We start from the raw sequence: 15,436 nt of genomic DNA, 5'->3' as shown, positions 1-15,436 counted from the left end.
TGTTAGTTCATCTCCTTGACAAAGTTATAGATCTCAGACGGCACGTACGGGTTGCCATCGTATTTGACTTGCGATTGGAAGTCGCCTTTGATGCCGTTGAAGCGCATGATGTTCAACAGCTGACCGGTCGCGTTGTTCTCGATGACGAGAATTTTCTTCGCGCGATCCACATAGGATTGAACAGACTTGGTCGGGAACGGGTTGAGCGCTTTCACATGCAGGTGAGCCACTTTTTTACCGTCCGCGTGCATTCTTTCCATCGCCTCTTCGATCAGGCCAGCGGTAGAACCGATGCCGATCAGCAACAGTTCGTAATCTTCGTCGCCTTTGAACGAGTAGGAGTTCGGCAGTTCGAGGTTGGCCAATTTGCCCAAGCGCTTATCCATCATCTTGGTACGGATGCCCGCATCCTCGATCGGACGGCCCACTTCGTTATGTTCGACGCCGGTCACGTGGTGGATGCCACCTTTGCTGCCCGGGAACACGCGCGGGGAAATGCCGTCTTCGGTGAACTTGTAGCGCTTGAACAGCTCGCCGTCCGGAGTCGCTGCGAGCTCTTCAGCAGTTGCCAAGCGACCGCGGTCGATGGTGATCTTGCTGTAGTCGAACGGCTCGACCGTCTGGTCGGCCAGCGACAGTGCCAAGTCGGTCAGGACGATCGTCGGAACTTGGTACTTATCCGCATAGTTGAACGCTTCTGCCGTCATGTAGAAGCACTCTGCTGCGTTGGACGGGGAGAGTACGATCTTCGGAATCTCACCGTGCGTTCCCCAGAGGGCAGCGTACATGTCAGACTGTTCATGCTTGGTCGGCATCCCGGTCGATGGGCCACCGCGCTGCGTGTCGAAGATGACCAGCGGCGTCTCGGTGATCCCAGACAGGCCGATCGCTTCCATCATCAGGGACAGACCTGGGCCGGACGTCGACGTACAGACGCGTGCACCGCCGAAGGAAGATCCGATACACATGGTGATCGCAGCGATCTCATCTTCGGTCTGGATCACATGGCCGCCCACTTTCGGCAGCTTTTTAATCAGGTATTCCATAATATCGGACGCAGGCGTGATCGGGTACGCCGGCATCAGGCGAGCACCGGCTGCCAAAGAGCCCATGCCGCATGCATCGTTACCGGTCAGGAACAGGCGTTCCTTGCCGTCACCTTTTGCCAACTCAAGGTCGGACAGGTCGATGCCTTGGTCGATGATGTATTGCATGCCCGCTCTCAGAGCATCCATGTTAGCGTTGACAACGTTTTCACCTTTGCGCAGGAAGCGGTCTTGAATGACGGACAGGAAGGTGTCCGGGTTGATCCCGAGCACAGCAGCAGAAGCGCCGACAGTTACCATCGTACGCATGATCGCCGAACCGTTGTCTTCTGCGATTTTCGTCAGCGGCACGGAGAAGAAGCGGATGTTCTTCCCTTCCGGTGCGACCGGGTTGAACTTCGCATCGGCGATCAGAACGCCGCCATCGCGCAGCTCGTGTGCGTTGAAGTCGATCGTCTCTTGGTCAAAGGCGATCAGGATGTCCAAGTAGTCCGCATTTGCCAAACGCTGTTTGGTTGCGATGCGGATCTTGTAGTTCGTGTGGCCGCCTTTAATACGAGACGAGAAATGACGATACCCGTAGATGAAATAACCGTGACGGTTCAGAGCGGTTGCCAATACTGCGCCGGTGGAGTCGATCCCCTCACCTTGCTGGCCCCCAACTTTCCAAGAAAGCTGATCTAACATTCTTAGTTCCACTCCTCGTTGATTCGAAAGTGATTGAATCCTACAGTCTCGAATGCGCTGTCGACTTGCACAATGCTATTGGCGTCGTAAATCTATCAAAGCGGCGCGCAACAAATTGATCGATGCTACATCCGGCTTGTAAACAAATTCGATGATCTCCTGACGCCTGTGCGCATATTGCTCCACTTCGCGGCGCCGTCCGGGCGAGCAGATCACAACATCGAGCTGTGATAAGATCTCCGTGATCGGCGCTTGAGAGGACAGGCTGGCGAACACTTCGATCGCCAAGTTGTCGATCCCCGCATTTTTAAGCGCCAGTAATACTTTGCCCGCAAAATTGTCAGATTTACACACCAGGCCGATTTTTTTTCCGGCTGGGATGCGAGCGATGCGAACGATCGTCTCAATCTGTGGGTCGAGCGCGATCGCGAGCACGTTTTTACGCACTCCTAACAATTCTTTAACTTCATCATAGTGAAAGAATGTGGTGATGACAAGGTCGGATGATGCGACGGTCGGTTGCCAACGCCCGACATCCTGCCGGAAATCATCCAGCACGAGCGGGGTGATCGACACTCCCGAGTCTGTCTGCAAGCGTTTGGCGAAATATTCGACCTGCTCGCGGTTGCACTCGATGAAGACGACGCGCACCTGACGCAATAAGTCTATCTTTTCCTTCGCACGAAGCGCTGTCAACTCCACAAACTCTTCCAGTGTGAAACTGAGTTGCATGCCTTCCTCCATCGCGACATCGATGATTTTCAGCAGCAGTTCTTTGCGATTCTCCAAGCGTACAGCGTTGTCACGGTCGCATACAAAAGTACCACGTCCTTGTACGGAAGATAGAATGCCTTCCGCTTCAAGTTCCTGGTATGCTTGAGATACCGTATTGCGGCTGACCTTCAGCTTTACGGAAAGCTCTCGCTCCGTCGGCAGCTTGTCGCCCGCTTTCCACTCTCCACGCTTGATCTCAGCTAAAACTGACTCCTTCACCTGGATGTAGAGGGGAGTTCCGCTTTTTCGGGTGATCGGAGAAGACATGTGCTCACCTCGCGAAAGTGAATCTGATCCACTTTCGTCACTCTTTCGTCAATAATTTGCTTCGCCAACATTATACACCCGCAAACCTTTTACGGAAAGTTAAATTTGCAGATTGGGCAACATTCGGCATAATTAAGAAGAGATCACGAAGAAAAGGGTGCTCGTATGACCAAACGGAACCACAGAGTGTTAAATCTCGCACATCGGGGCGCATCCGGGTATGCGCCGGAAAATACGATGGCTGCGTTTCGCCTCGCCAAGGAACTTCAGGCGGACGGATTGGAGCTCGATGTGCAGATCACCAAAGATGGCGTGCCGGTGGTGATCCATGATGAAACGCTCGTGCGAACGACCGGCGCACAGGGCTATGTTTTTCAGCATACGTACGAAGAGATCTGCCGCCTCGATGCGGGCGGCTGGTTTGATGCGAAGTTTCAAGGCGAAAAAATCCCCCGGCTGGAAGATGTGTTGCGGACGCACGGAGATCTGCTGCTCAATCTGGAGTTGAAAAATTCGTATTTTCGCATGCCCGGCTTAGAAGAGAAAACGATCGAGCTGATCCGCGCCTACGGTCTGGAGCAGCGGGTGATCGTCTCCTCTTTCCATCACGGTTCGATGAAAGCTGTACATCGGTTGGCGAAAGAGATCAGGACCGGGCTGTTGTACGATTGCGTTCTCGAAGATGTCATTCACTACGCGCGGGCGATCGGCGCATCGGCGCTGCACCCCTACTATGCGACGGTCACGTCCGAACTGCTCGCCACCGCTCAGGCGGCAGGGCTGATGGTGAACGTGTGGACGGTCGATGATCTAGCTCAGATGCGCGCCTGTGTCCAGGCTGGTGTCGATGCGGTGATCACCAACTTCCCAGATCGGTTGCACGGCGTGCTGAACTCAGTTTTGGAATGAACTTGATCTAGTGTTTCTAAGCCTGTTGCTAGACAATATAATAGGAAGCTTTTCAGATTCTACCGAGCGTTTGACACATATTTTTTTGAGCCAATTTGGAAATGGACTCGCGCGAGTCGCAGGCCGGCTAGGGCGGCTAGGGCGGACGGATCGGCAGGGCAAAACGAGGGATAATCCTGACAGGTTGGAGGACAAGCGGATGCCTTTTTACAGCGGATTTCTCGGAAAGTATGATCAGCGCTACTACGAGGTCTATCGAGATCCGACCCCAAGCGACCTGAAAGAACTGGCCAAGCAGACGGAGTACCCTGATAAATGCAGAGTGCTGCTGACAGAGCAAGGGGTCTTGTACGCGTTCACGATCGAGCTGTTGCATGATCTCGCGATGGCAGAGCTGCAGGAGGAAGGGCTGTCGGTCGTCTGCTTTTTGGCGGAGGACAAGATCGAAGTCGCCGATCTTGGGGAGTTGGAGCTGGAAGAGATGAAATGGGCGGTGAAACATGCGGAGGCAGGGTTTTGCCAGATGGGGTTTGATGACCAAACTGCGGTGCGATTCATTCTCAACAAAGGGCTGTGGGGAGATGAGACGATCAGCTTGGAAAAAGTTGTTCGCGGTGATTGGAAAAAAGTTCGCACGTGAGAAGGTTTTGCTGTATAATGATTAGTTGAGTGAGCACACAAGGCCGGGAAGAGCTCCAAATGCTCTTCTTTTTTTCTGCACAAAATGGGCATACTACGACCAGCAAGGTTTTTGAAAAATAGGAGGAACTAGAATGGCAACATTTCAAGAGTTAAATATACGGGAAGATATCATGCGTTCCCTTGAAGAGATGGGGTTCGAGCAAGCGACTCCAATCCAGAGCGAAACAATTCCGCTCGCCCTCGAAGGGCACGATGTGATCGGGCAGGCGCAGACGGGCACCGGTAAGACGGCCGCCTTTGTCATCCCGACGATCTCGCGGATCGATATGGAGAAACGAGCGATTCAGGTGCTGGTGTTGGCGCCGACGCGCGAGCTGGCGATCCAGGTATCGGAAGAGACTTCCAAGCTTGGCAAATACTCGCGAGTGAACGTTCTGCCCGTCTATGGCGGCCAACCGATCGAGCGTCAGATCAAGGCGCTGAAGCGTGGCCCGCAGATGATCATCGGTACGCCGGGTCGTCTGCTCGACCACATTCGCCGCAACACGATCAAGCTGAACGAAGTGCAAGTGGTCATCCTCGACGAGGCGGATGAGATGCTCGACATGGGCTTCTTGGAGGATATCGAGTCGATCCTCGCAGAGATTCCGACCGAGCGCCAAACGCTGCTCTTCTCCGCGACGATGCCAGACCCGATTCGTCGCTTGGCCGAGAAGTTCATGACCAGCCCGCAGATCGTCAAGATCCAACCGCAAGGCGTGACCGCGCCGAAGATCGCTCAGATCTACTACGAAGTGGCGGAGAAGAACAAGGTGGACGCGCTGACCCGTCTGCTCGATGTCGAATCTCCTGAGCTCGGCGTGATCTTCTGCCGCACGAAAAAAGGTGTCGATGAGCTGCAGCGCGTTTTGCAAAGCCGTGGTTACCTCGCCAGCGGCTTGCATGGGGACATGACCCAACGCGAGCGCGATCAGGTGATGCATCAGTTCCGTCAGAGCACGATCGACCTGCTGATCGCAACCGATGTGGCGGCGCGCGGCTTGGATGTGGAGGGCGTCACGCACGTCTTCAACTACGACATCCCGCAGGATGTTGACTCCTACGTTCACCGCATCGGCCGTACCGGTCGCGCCGGACGGGAAGGCAAGGCGCTGACTCTGATCACCCCGCGCGAGTTCAAACTGCTGCGCATGATCGAGTCGGCGATCGGCAAGCGCATCCACAAGTCGCTGTTGCCGACGCTGATGGAGCTCAAAGAGCGTCAACAAGCGCGAATCATGCAAAAGGTGCTTGCCGAGATCGACGAGACCGGCTCGCAGTTTGAAGAGCTGGCTGCCGAATTGCTCAGCCAGCACAACTCGGTTGCCGTGCTGGCAGCTGCCCTGAAGATCATCGGCGATGATCTGGTCGGCGACCAAGAGCTGTCCTCGATCGACAAGAGCTTGTCCGAAGTGATCGACTTCTCCAAGCGCTTCCGTGAACAGCGCCAACAAAACCGCACGGGCGGCTACGGTGATCGCGGTGGTTATGGCGATCGTCGCAGCGGTGGCGGCGGCTATCGCGGCGGTGATCGCGGTGGCTATGGCGATCGTCGCACCGGAGGCAGCGGCGGCGGTGGTGGCTACAAGAAGAGCGGCACCGGCACCGGCTACAACAAAGATCGTCGCGCATCTGGCGGCGGTTATGGCAGCGGGTATGGCGAGAAGCGCGGTAGCTATGGCAGCCGTGACGGCGGCGGTTATGGCAACCGTGACGGCGGTGGCTACGGCAACCGTGAAGGTGGTAGCTACGCAAGCCGTGACGGTGGTCGCGAAGGAGGCCGCGAGGGCGGCAATCGCGACGGCAGAAGCGGGCGCCGTCGCACCCACTTCTAAGATCGACGAAGCACATCCTTCCTTTGGGGGATGTGCTTCTTTATTCGCAACGACGTGGAGGAGATTCGAATGACGACGTTAGAATCCCTGCTGATCGAACTGATCGATGGTCAGAAGCTCACGCAGGCGAACTTGAGCAATCTGCGGCAGAAAGACCAAGTTTCGTTTCGCAAGGTGACCGTCAAGCCGGTGCTGGTCAAACAGGAGCTCAAATATCAGTTCACCTATCATTTCGAGAAGAAGACGACCAATGAAAACCTGACGCCATCGGAGGCGCATGCGAAGCTGCGCGATCTGCTGCAGACGGTGTTTCGGCAGGCGATGCTCCACAGCCAAGCGGCGGATCATCAGGTGCTGATCTCGAAGAAGGAGAAGGTGACGATCCTCAAGCAGAAGGCGACAAAAGCGAACGTCGAACTTGTCCATGACCGCAAGAAGAAGTATCTGCTGGCGGAGGGCAAACCGGTCCCGTTTTTGATTGAGCTCGGCGTGATGAATCAAGAGGGGAAGGTGCTGGCGAAAAAGTATGATAAATTTCGCCAGATCAATCGCTTTTTGGAGATGATCGACGATGTGGTTCCTTTTCTGAACCGAGAGCGCAGATTGAACATCGTCGATTTCGGCTGTGGGAAATCGTATCTGACCTTTGCCTTGTACCACTTTTTGAAAGAGGAGCAAGGGTTTGATCTGAACGTGATCGGATTGGATTTGAAGGAAGATGTGATTCGGCATTGCAACGCTTTGGCAACCTCGCTGCAGTACGATAACTTGAACTTTTTGGTCGGGGACATCAACCGCTACGATCAGTTGGAGCAGGTCGACATGGTCGTCACCCTGCACGCTTGCGATACGGCGACAGACGCGGCGCTTGAGAAAGCGGTGCGCTGGGGCGCGGAGGTCATCCTGTCGGTCCCCTGCTGTCAGCATGAGCTGTTCGGACAGATAGAAAATGAGACGCTCTCGCCGCTGTTGAAGCACGGCATCCTCAAAGAGCGATTCTCCGCGCTGGCGACCGATGCGGTGCGTGCCCAAATTTTGGAGTTGGTCGGCTATCGAGCGCAGATTTTGGAGTTTATCGATCTGGAGCATACGCCGAAAAATTTGTTGATCCGCGCGGTGAAGCAAAAGAGCAAAGGCGATGTCAGCAAGCTGGCGGAAGAATATCGCGCCTATTGTGAGCTGTTGCAGATCGAACCGTATCTGGAATCGGCGCTTCACGATCTGCTCGCTCCCCTGCTTGCACAGCGCAGCTGATCTTGCATCAGGGTAAATCACCAAAAGAGCGCTCTGTCGAAAGGGATCGACGGAGCGCTCTTTTTTCTGCGGATGGGGCAGTCTAAATGCTGTGCGTAGGAGTCGTATCTGCCGTCTGTGGAACGACCTTGCGATCGACCGCAAACGGCGTGAGATCGACAGATGGCGCGTTGCCGGTCAGCAGCTCGGCGATCACTCGCCCGGTGATCGCCGAAAGCAGAACACCGTTGCGGAAGTGACCCGATGCGAGATACAGTCCCTCGATGCCGGGAACAGGGCCGAGGAATGGCAATCCGTCGCGAGAGCCCGGGCGAAGTCCAGCCAAGGGAGCTGCGAACGGCAGTTGGCCGATCGAGGGGAACAGGTTGATCGCTTGCGTGGACAACACGGCGAGCGATCGAAGGTTGGGTCGGCGATCAAAGCCTGCCTGCGGCTCTTCGGTCGCCCCGACGTACACCTGTCCGTTTCGCTTGGGCAAGATATAACAGCCGTGCGTATAGATCGTAAACGGTGTCGGCGGCGCGAACGAGTCGAGCAAGAAGGACTGCCCTCTGACCGGATAGATGGGAAGTTCAAGCCCGAGCTGGTTGGCGATCAGACCTGTCCACGCCCCGGCCGCCAGGATGACGCGGTTGGCGCGAACCTCGCCTTCGATCGTCTTGACGCCGACGACAGCGCCGTTTTCCTCAAGAAATCCGACCATCGCCGTCTGCTCGATAAACTGGACGCCAAGCCGCTTCGCAGAGGCGGCAAGGGCGAGCAGCAGCTGCGGGTTGCGAACCTGATGATCGTCCGGCAGGTAGAGCGCGCCAAATTTTGGCGTGAGCAGGTCGCCCAACTCGCTGCGCAATTCCTCATCTTCAAACCACACGGCGCGTTGACCGGCCGCCGTCTGCCAGCTTTGGCGGGCGAGCAGCGCGGCGCGATCCGCTTCATCGACCGCGACGCGGAAGATGCCGGGCGTCTGCAACTCCATATCGATGCCCGAAAGTTCGCGGAGCTCTTCTTGCAGGTTGGGGAACAGGGCGCGACTTTTGATGCCAAGCTCGAAAAAGGGGCCGGGTTCCATCATCTCCACCTGCGCGCCGAGCATGCCCGCTCCAGCGCGCGTCGACTGAGAGCCGAGCGTCTCCTTTTCCAGCACGAGCGCCTTTACGCCCGCTTTGGCAAGCTCATAGGCGATCGCGCAGCCGATCACGCCGCCGCCGATGATCAAAGCGTCCGTCTGGTATCTAGTTCCCGTCATGATGAAAACTCCTTTCTACTTACAGCCGGGCAGAGCGTAGCGCGGTCGATGGAGCGAAGCGTCCATCTTCTCGCGCAGTGCTCGCGAGGCGCGCTCCGGGTCCTGATCTTCCATGACCGCCGAGATGACGGCGATCCCCGCCACACCTGTCGACAGGACATCGTCGATGTTCTCCGTGGTGATGCCTCCGATCGCCAGCACCGGAATGTTTACCGCCGCGACGACGCTCTGCAGGGCATCCAGCCCGCGCGGAGGCAGGCCTGGCTTAGAACCTGTGGCGAACACGTGCCCGTAGGTGACATAGGTGGCGCCGAGCCGCTCCGCTGTCACTGCCTCTTCGACGCTGTGAACGGAGCATCCGACCAGCTTGTCAGATGTTTGGCCGAACAGAGGGCGCACAGCGGAGATCGGCAAACTTTTGGCTGCCAGGTGAACACCGCCAGCATCTAAAGCGAGCGCAACATCGACGCGGTCGTTGATCAACAGGCGTCCCCCCTCACGACGTATCTGAGGTTGGATGCTCTCGCCGAGCCGATAGAGGTCGAGAGCGGGAGCCGATTTATAGCGAAGTTGAATGACGTCAGCGCCGCCGTGTACCGCTTTGCTGACGATCTTTTGCAGTTCTTCCACCGAGCGTTTGCCGTCGGTGATGACATGTAGCTGGAATCGTCCGTTTGTCGACAAGCGAGCTACCCACTTTCTACGATGAAATTCGGGCACAAAAAACTGCCGCCATTGTACCACTCTGCTAAAACACCGTCAATGAAGCGACAATCGGCGTCACATGGACTCGAAAGCGTTTTCTCGGTACAATAAGGAAATGAACAAAATTTTTCAAAGGGGGTTCAAGTTGCAATGTTTATTACAGATCAACATCGTTCGCAGATTCGCAGCCACCTTGACGTGATGGATCGACAATCTGCTATCCTCCGCACCTTGCAATCTCACTCGCAAGAAGAGTTTCAAGCACAGCCTGTGTTGCAGGCGGCTGCGGAGCGCGCCTTACATATTGCGTTGGAATGCCTGACAGATATCGGCAACCTGATCATCGACGCGCTGATCATGCGCGATCCGGCCAGCTACGAAGACATCTTTTTGATCTTGACGGAGGAAGGTGTGTTTGAAAAGGGGTTTGCCGATCATTTTATCGACGCGGTTCGCTTCCGCAAGTTGCTGGCACATGACTATCGCGAGCTGTCCACAGACGGTGTTTACGCGATGGTGCAGGCGCATGCGACAGACTTCGATACGATCAAAAGCTCGATCGCAAGCTATGTGTCACTGACGTAGCGCTCGCCTGACGGGGAGCAGGGATTTCCAGATGGGGACTTCCAGACGGGGATTGCCAAATCGCCACAGCTTTTTTCGCGCAGCATGCGGCCGATTTTTGCTCAAAAAGGTGTGCGATCCTCTGTCGGATCTATTGCCTAGTTAACCGATCGTGATACAATGAAAAAGGGAGCCTTACGACTCCCTTGGACCTTCTTCTAGCACGTACACCATTATATTGTTTTTGACACCAAAGTTTTGTGCGTCTTGATCATCATTGTAGAACACGTCGATGTGGTTTCCGATGACAGCCCCACCTGTATCTTCGGCGTACCGCACGCCGATGCCGGGGATGTAGACTACGCTGTGCATCGGAATCACCGCTGGATCGACAGCGATCGTCAAACCTTCTTTGCTCGCGCGACCGCTCGCAGTGATGCCATAGCCAGGATCGCCAGGATGCTTGCCGGTCGATTCGAACGAGTTGGTGTAAGCGGTCAGTTTGCAGGGAATCTTTCTACTATAACGGTTTGGCTCACCTGAAGAGGAGAGCACCATCTGATCGGCAGTCTGCGCTTGTTCTTCGCGCGTTTTGGCTTTTTGAACTGTGTTGGCCGGAACTTGCAGAACAAGCCCTACTGTCAACGCCTGCGGTTCGACCTTCGGATTGTGGCCGATGATGTGTTCGATTTTGGTGTTATAGCGTGCGGCGATGCTATACAAAGTATCCCCTGCTTGCACGGTGTGCTCAACAAATAGCTTTTGAGGCGCTGCTTGAGCAGTTGAAAGGTTGGGAGCCATCAGAGACGGTAACGTCCGGTCCGACTCGCTCGCGTGATGGCCGCTTGTAACCAGTAGCGTCAAAGAGGTAAAAGCGGCCATCACCATACTTCGTGGTTGCATGGTGATGTGTCACTCCATTCGAAGTGTAGGTTGTACAGCTTGAAATAGCTTGCCCAACATGTTGCACCATGATGCAAAAAGAATCGTTTTTTGTTGAAAAAGATGATTATTTCCAAGGAAATAGTCGAGAGGAGCATTCAGATGAAAAAGCACGATTTTTCGAAGCTTGGTTATTCGACGAGAATTTTGCACGCGGGACATCAGGTGGACCCGACAACAGGGTCGCACAACATGCCGATCTACCAAACGTCAACTTTTGTGTTCGAAAATGCGGATCAAGGAGCGGCTCGCTTTGGCGGTACAGACCCGGGCTACAAGTACAGCCGCTTGGGCAATCCAAATACAGATGCGTTGGCCGAAAAGATTGCCGCGTTAGAAAATGCAGAGGCGGGACTTTGCTTCGGTTCGGGGATGGCTGCCATCTCGACGGTGATGTTTCATCTTGTGAAAACGGGCGATCATGTTGTGGCAGCAGATGCGCTGTACGGTGCGACTTTCGCTCTGTTCGAAAAGACGCTGAAAAACAAATATGGTGTTGAGATCGATTGGGTCGACACATCTGATGTACAAAAGGTGAAAGATGCGATCAAGCCGAACACGCGTGTGATCTATTTGGAAACGCCGGCGAACCCGACGCTGAAGATGGCAGACATCGCAGCGATCGCCGAGCTGACCAAAGGAACGGAGATCAAAGTTGTGGTGGACAACACGTTTATGTCCCCCTATTTTCAGCGTCCGATCGACCTCGGAGCGCATGTGTCGATCCACTCGGCGACCAAATACATCGGCGGGCATGGCGATGTGGTGGGCGGGATCGCGGTCGGTTACAGCGACATCATCAAGCCGCTCTTTGCTGACCTCAAGGAGATCGGGCCGATCATGGGGCCGTTCGATGCGTTTTTGTTGAACAGAGGGGTGCGCACGCTGGCGCTGCGGATGGAGAAGCATAATGAAAATGCATTAAAAGTGGCCAACTTTTTGGAAGCTCATCCAGAGGTGACCGCCGTCTACTATCCGGGACTTGAAAGTCACCCGCAGCATGAGCTGGCGAAGAAGCAGATGAGCGGATTTGGCGGCACGCTCGCATTTGAAGTGAAGTCGTTCGAAAAAGGGAAATCGGTGATGAACAATGTGAAACTCGCCCATCTGGCAGTATCGCTCGGAGATGTGCACACGTTGATTCAGCATCCTGCGTCGATGACGCACGCGATCATGCCGAAGGGGGATCGCGAGGCGGCGGGAATCACCGACGGCCTGATCCGTCTGTCGGTCGGCATCGAGGATGTGGAGGATATCATCGCCGATCTCGATCAAGCGCTGCGCGCCTAGTGAAGAGCGGGCGGAAAAGACCTCGGTTGAACCGAGGTCTTTTTTTGTTGGAAACGGTGATACAGAAGGTGTGGAAGGATGGCACTGGCCTGACCGATCAGTACAAAAAAGCAGGGAAAACAGCAAAATCTCTTTTTTTGTGTGCGAGCCTATTCTATTTTTGCTATACTGTTGATACAATGGAACAGATGCTGTTTCTTCACTGATACAGGGTTGTTATCCATAAAGTTTTATAAACAGGGGTGAACCATCGTGATCAAAGATTTAGGCTGGAAAGTAGGCGGCGCACAAGGCGAGGGCATCGACTCCACACAGGAGATCTTCGCACTGTCGCTGTTCCGACTCGGTTACTATGTTTCCACGTATCGTCACTTCATGTCCTTGATCAAAGGAGGACACACGAACGGTAAAGTTCGCGTAACTTCTGATCTCACAGGGCATCATGGCGACGATCTGCACATTTTGCTCGCGTTTGACCAAGAGACGATCAACCACAACTTCCACGAGCTGGTGGCAGGCGGCGTATTGATCTATGACACTGCGATCAAGGATGCATCTGTACCGGAGAACGACAAAGTGAACATCTGTCCGGTTCCGCTGACTGAGATGGCAAAAGAAGCGGGCAGCCCGATCATGAAAAACATGGTCTCGATGGGCGTGACCGCGGCGATCATCGGCTTGACTCCAGAAGATTTCCGCTCGGTCGTGCTCGACAAGTTCGGCTCGAAAGGCGACGAGATCGTCGAGAGCAACATCGCTGCGATCCAGAAGGGCTATGATTTCTACAAAGAGAACTTCTCCGCACAGCTGGAGCTGCCGGCTCGTCCGGTACTGAAGCCGGAGCGCCTGTACATCTCCGGCAACGAAGCTGTTTCGCTCGGCGCGATCGCTGGCGGCTGCCGTTTGCTCGCACAGTACCCGATCACTCCGGCGACAGAAGTCATGTATCAGATCATCAAGAACTTCCCGCAAGTTGGCGGCACTGTCGTTCAGGCGGAAGATGAGATCGCAGCAGTCATGATGGCGATCGGTGCAAACTACACCGGCGTTCGCTCGATGACCGCAACTTCCGGCCCGGGCTTCTCGCTGATGATGGAAGCGCTCGGCCTGGCAGGCATCTCCGAAACTCCGCTCGTCATCATCGACGTTCAGCGCGCTGGCCCTTCGACCGGCTTGCCGACCAAGACGGAGCAATCTGACGTCTACACGATGATGTACGGTTCGCACGGCGAAATCCCGCGCATCATCTTGACGCCGCGCAGCGTGGAAGAGTGCTTCTACTTCACGATGGAAGCGTTCAACCTGGCAGAGAAATACCAATGTCCGGTCATCGTGGCAACCGACCTGTACATGGGGATGAACAAGCAGACGATCTCTTCGATCGACTATGATAAATTTATGGTCAACCGCGGCAAGCTGATCTCTGACGAGCAGCTGGCTGAACTGGAAAAAGGCGCGTTCAAGCGCTTCGATGTCACCGCTGAAGATGGCGTTTCTTTCCGCTCGATCCCGGGCCAAAAGAACGGTCGTTTTGTGGCGATGGGCAACGAGCATGATGAAGTGGGCGTTGAGATGGAAGAGCCGGAACTGCGCGTGAAGCAGATGGAAAAGCGCGCGAAGAAGCTGGAGAACTTTGCAGATCTCGCGGGCGTTTCCTACGTGGGACCGGAGAACGCAGAGCTTCTGCTCGTCGATTTCGGCTCGATCACCGGCCCGCAGCGTGAAGTGTATGAGGAACTGACCGCTGAAGGCGTGAGCGTTGGGCATCTGAGCTTGGCTCGCCTGCTGCCGTTCCCGGCTGCGGAGATCGCACCTTACATCACCAATGCGAAGAAAGTTCTCGTGACCGAGATGAACTCGCATGGTCAGTTGAAAAACCAGCTGCGCCAATTTATCAACGGCGACCACAACAAATACGAGTCCTGCCTGAAGTACAGCGGTGATCCGTTCCTGGTGAACGAAATCTACGCGAAGGCGAAAGCTCTTGCGGACAGCTTGAAGAAAGAGGTGACGCTCTAATGGCAACTCTCGTTGATTTTCGTGCTGAAAAACCGAACTGGTGTCCTGGATGCGGGGACTTCACCGTTCTGGCAGCTCTGCAGAAGGCGGCTGTCAACATCGGCTTAGAGCCGGAGGAAATGGTGACCGTATCGGGTATCGGCTGCTCGGGTAAACTGTCTCAATACATGGGTTCCTACGGCTTCCACTCCTTGCACGGTCGCTCGTTGCCGGTGGCAACCGCTGTGAAGCTGGCCAACCGCGATCTGACCGTTGTAGCTGCTGGCGGTGACGGTGACGGCTACGGCATCGGGATGGGTCACTTCGTCCATGCGATGCGCCGTAACATCGATATCACCTATCTGGTCATGGACAACCATATCTATGGCTTGACCACCGGTCAAACCTCTCCGACTTCCGATAAAGGGACGAAGACCAAGACAGCTCCGGAAGGATCTGTTGAGGAGCCGGTACATCCGCTGCAAATGGCGCTGATGGCAGGCTGTGGCTTTGTTGCTCAAGGCTACTCGGGCAACCTGAAACAGCTGACCGAGCTGATCGAGAAGGGGATGAAGCATCGCGGATTCTCCCTGATCAACATCTATTCTCCTTGCGTCACCTTTAACAAGGTGAACACGTACGACTTCTACAAAGCAAACCTCGTCAACGTCGACGAAGATGCTAGCTACGACAAGACCGACCGTTTCGGTGCGATTCACAAGATCGAAGAGCACGAAGAACTGGTGACGGGCGTTCTGTACCACAACCCGGAAAAGCAAGCGTACGACGAAGTTCTGCGCGGCTACCCGGAGCAAGCGATCACGAAAAACGATCTGAAGATCTCTCGTGACCAATGGGATAAAATCGCTTCCCAATTCAAGTAAGATCTCGTTTCGAAAAGGCTTCCGCATCTTGCGGGAGCCTTTTCTTATTGCTTTTGTTGATCTAGTGTTTGCGGGCGGAAATGCGCGCATCTGGCGCGTATCGGTCGCTCTTCTAGCGCGATGTGTGAATTTGTTTTGGTTTCTGCGAAACGGAGGATTGTGATGGGACGGATGCCGTGATAAGATAGTCCCTGTCGCCGCAAACGAAGCTATGAATGATGCGGATAACTTACCAGTTGACTTGATAGCGGCGATGTGATAATCTATGAAACGTCGCCACTGTGGCGAAGATGATTGATCCTTGAAAACTAAACGAGTGTTATGAAGAGAGATGCGAGTCAAGATACAAACTTT

General features: G+C 54.9%; 13 protein-coding genes. 8 read left to right on the top strand and 5 right to left on the bottom strand.

What is annotated here, in order from left to right; all coding sequences use genetic code 11:
* Positions 1 to 2 precede the first annotated feature (2 nt).
* Together ACFSOY_RS16250 and ACFSOY_RS16245 are read right to left on the bottom strand one after the other, a co-directional pair.
* The gene (locus tag ACFSOY_RS16250; RefSeq protein WP_386048403.1) at positions 3 to 1,733 is read right to left on the bottom strand and encodes a 2-oxoacid:acceptor oxidoreductase subunit alpha; all 1,731 of its coding nucleotides are present in this window, start codon (positions 1,731 to 1,733) and stop codon (positions 3 to 5) included.
* Between the two features lie 75 nt (positions 1,734 to 1,808).
* Positions 1,809 to 2,774, bottom strand: coding sequence for a GntR family transcriptional regulator (locus tag ACFSOY_RS16245; protein ID WP_386048402.1), 966 nt, complete (start codon positions 2,772 to 2,774; stop codon positions 1,809 to 1,811).
* Positions 2,775 to 2,939: 165 nt separating this feature from the next.
* On the opposite strand from ACFSOY_RS16245, the gene ACFSOY_RS16240 reads away from it, so the two are divergent.
* The 4 genes from ACFSOY_RS16240 (at position 2,940) to ACFSOY_RS16225 (ending at position 7,453) form a co-directional block, all read left to right on the top strand.
* A complete protein-coding gene (locus tag ACFSOY_RS16240) occupies positions 2,940 to 3,683 on the top strand; it encodes a glycerophosphodiester phosphodiesterase (RefSeq protein WP_386048400.1) in 744 nt (247 codons plus the stop codon).
* Positions 3,684 to 3,882: 199 nt separating this feature from the next.
* Complete coding sequence (locus ACFSOY_RS16235) at positions 3,883 to 4,323, top strand: hypothetical protein (RefSeq protein WP_386048399.1); 441 nt, start codon at positions 3,883 to 3,885, stop codon at positions 4,321 to 4,323.
* 133 nt (positions 4,324 to 4,456) lie between these two features.
* Positions 4,457 to 6,199 carry a DEAD/DEAH box helicase gene (locus ACFSOY_RS16230; RefSeq protein WP_386048397.1) on the top strand — a complete coding sequence of 581 codons (1,743 nt, stop codon included), beginning with the start codon at positions 4,457 to 4,459 and terminating at the stop codon, positions 6,197 to 6,199.
* 69 nt (positions 6,200 to 6,268) lie between these two features.
* On the top strand, positions 6,269 to 7,453 hold the full coding sequence (locus ACFSOY_RS16225) for a class I SAM-dependent methyltransferase (RefSeq protein WP_386048396.1): 1,185 nt from the start codon (positions 6,269 to 6,271) through the stop codon (positions 7,451 to 7,453).
* An 82-nt stretch (positions 7,454 to 7,535) separates the two neighbouring features.
* On the opposite strand, the gene thiO is transcribed toward ACFSOY_RS16225, so the two are convergent.
* Entirely contained in the window at positions 7,536 to 8,699 is a 1,164-nt protein-coding gene (gene thiO / locus ACFSOY_RS16220; protein WP_386048394.1) for a glycine oxidase ThiO, read from the bottom strand.
* Positions 8,700 to 8,714: 15 nt separating this feature from the next.
* Positions 8,715 to 9,383 (bottom strand): thiamine phosphate synthase, encoded by a 669-nt coding sequence (gene thiE, locus ACFSOY_RS16215; protein WP_386048392.1) that lies wholly within the window; start codon positions 9,381 to 9,383, stop codon positions 8,715 to 8,717.
* Positions 9,384 to 9,554: 171 nt separating this feature from the next.
* On the opposite strand from thiE, the gene hepT reads away from it, so the two are divergent.
* Positions 9,555 to 9,989 carry a type VII toxin-antitoxin system HepT family RNase toxin gene (hepT, locus tag ACFSOY_RS16210; RefSeq protein WP_386048390.1) on the top strand — a complete coding sequence of 145 codons (435 nt, stop codon included), beginning with the start codon at positions 9,555 to 9,557 and terminating at the stop codon, positions 9,987 to 9,989.
* 174 nt (positions 9,990 to 10,163) lie between these two features.
* Here the strand turns inward: hepT and ACFSOY_RS16205 are convergent, their stop codons facing one another.
* Positions 10,164 to 10,871 carry a 3D domain-containing protein gene (locus ACFSOY_RS16205; RefSeq protein WP_386048388.1) on the bottom strand — a complete coding sequence of 236 codons (708 nt, stop codon included), beginning with the start codon at positions 10,869 to 10,871 and terminating at the stop codon, positions 10,164 to 10,166.
* Between the two features lie 141 nt (positions 10,872 to 11,012).
* Here ACFSOY_RS16205 and ACFSOY_RS16200 point away from each other — a divergent pair, with 141 nt between their 5' ends.
* The 3 genes from ACFSOY_RS16200 to ACFSOY_RS16190 all read left to right on the top strand — a co-directional run bounded on the left by ACFSOY_RS16200 (position 11,013) and on the right by ACFSOY_RS16190 (position 15,082).
* Entirely contained in the window at positions 11,013 to 12,200 is a 1,188-nt protein-coding gene (locus tag ACFSOY_RS16200) for a trans-sulfuration enzyme family protein (protein ID WP_386048386.1), read from the top strand.
* Positions 12,201 to 12,452: 252 nt separating this feature from the next.
* Positions 12,453 to 14,219 (top strand): 2-oxoacid:acceptor oxidoreductase subunit alpha, encoded by a 1,767-nt coding sequence (locus tag ACFSOY_RS16195; protein WP_386048384.1) that lies wholly within the window; start codon positions 12,453 to 12,455, stop codon positions 14,217 to 14,219.
* Complete coding sequence (locus ACFSOY_RS16190) at positions 14,219 to 15,082, top strand: 2-oxoacid:ferredoxin oxidoreductase subunit beta (RefSeq protein ID WP_386048382.1); 864 nt, start codon at positions 14,219 to 14,221, stop codon at positions 15,080 to 15,082. Before ACFSOY_RS16195 ends, ACFSOY_RS16190 begins: the two co-directional genes overlap by 1 nt.
* Positions 15,083 to 15,436 lie beyond the last annotated feature (354 nt).

Origin of the sequence: Tumebacillus lipolyticus (assembly GCF_042682745.1) — a bacterium.
Lineage (GTDB): Bacteria > Bacillota > Bacilli > Tumebacillales > Tumebacillaceae > Tumebacillus_A > Tumebacillus_A lipolyticus.
Note: the sequence above shows the minus strand (reverse complement) of the source record. Positions and strands in the feature narration are given on the sequence as shown.

Bases quoted from the DNA above. Each gene is read 5' to 3' on its own strand.
- ACFSOY_RS16235 (WP_386048399.1), top strand. From the start codon at position 3,883: ATGCCTTTTTACAGCGGATTTCTCGGAAAGTATGATCAGCGCTACTAC.
- ACFSOY_RS16250 (WP_386048403.1), bottom strand. From the start codon at position 1,733: ATGTTAGATCAGCTTTCTTGGAAAGTTGGGGGCCAGCAAGGTGAGGGG.
- ACFSOY_RS16230 (WP_386048397.1), top strand. From the start codon at position 4,457: ATGGCAACATTTCAAGAGTTAAATATACGGGAAGATATCATGCGTTCC.
- thiO (WP_386048394.1), bottom strand. From the start codon at position 8,699: ATGACGGGAACTAGATACCAGACGGACGCTTTGATCATCGGCGGCGGC.
- ACFSOY_RS16190 (WP_386048382.1), top strand. From the start codon at position 14,219: ATGGCAACTCTCGTTGATTTTCGTGCTGAAAAACCGAACTGGTGTCCT.
- ACFSOY_RS16200 (WP_386048386.1), top strand. From the start codon at position 11,013: ATGAAAAAGCACGATTTTTCGAAGCTTGGTTATTCGACGAGAATTTTG.
- ACFSOY_RS16225 (WP_386048396.1), top strand. From the start codon at position 6,269: ATGACGACGTTAGAATCCCTGCTGATCGAACTGATCGATGGTCAGAAG.
- ACFSOY_RS16245 (WP_386048402.1), bottom strand. From the start codon at position 2,774: ATGTCTTCTCCGATCACCCGAAAAAGCGGAACTCCCCTCTACATCCAG.
- ACFSOY_RS16240 (WP_386048400.1), top strand. From the start codon at position 2,940: ATGACCAAACGGAACCACAGAGTGTTAAATCTCGCACATCGGGGCGCA.
- ACFSOY_RS16205 (WP_386048388.1), bottom strand. From the start codon at position 10,871: ATGCAACCACGAAGTATGGTGATGGCCGCTTTTACCTCTTTGACGCTA.
- hepT (WP_386048390.1), top strand. From the start codon at position 9,555: ATGTTTATTACAGATCAACATCGTTCGCAGATTCGCAGCCACCTTGAC.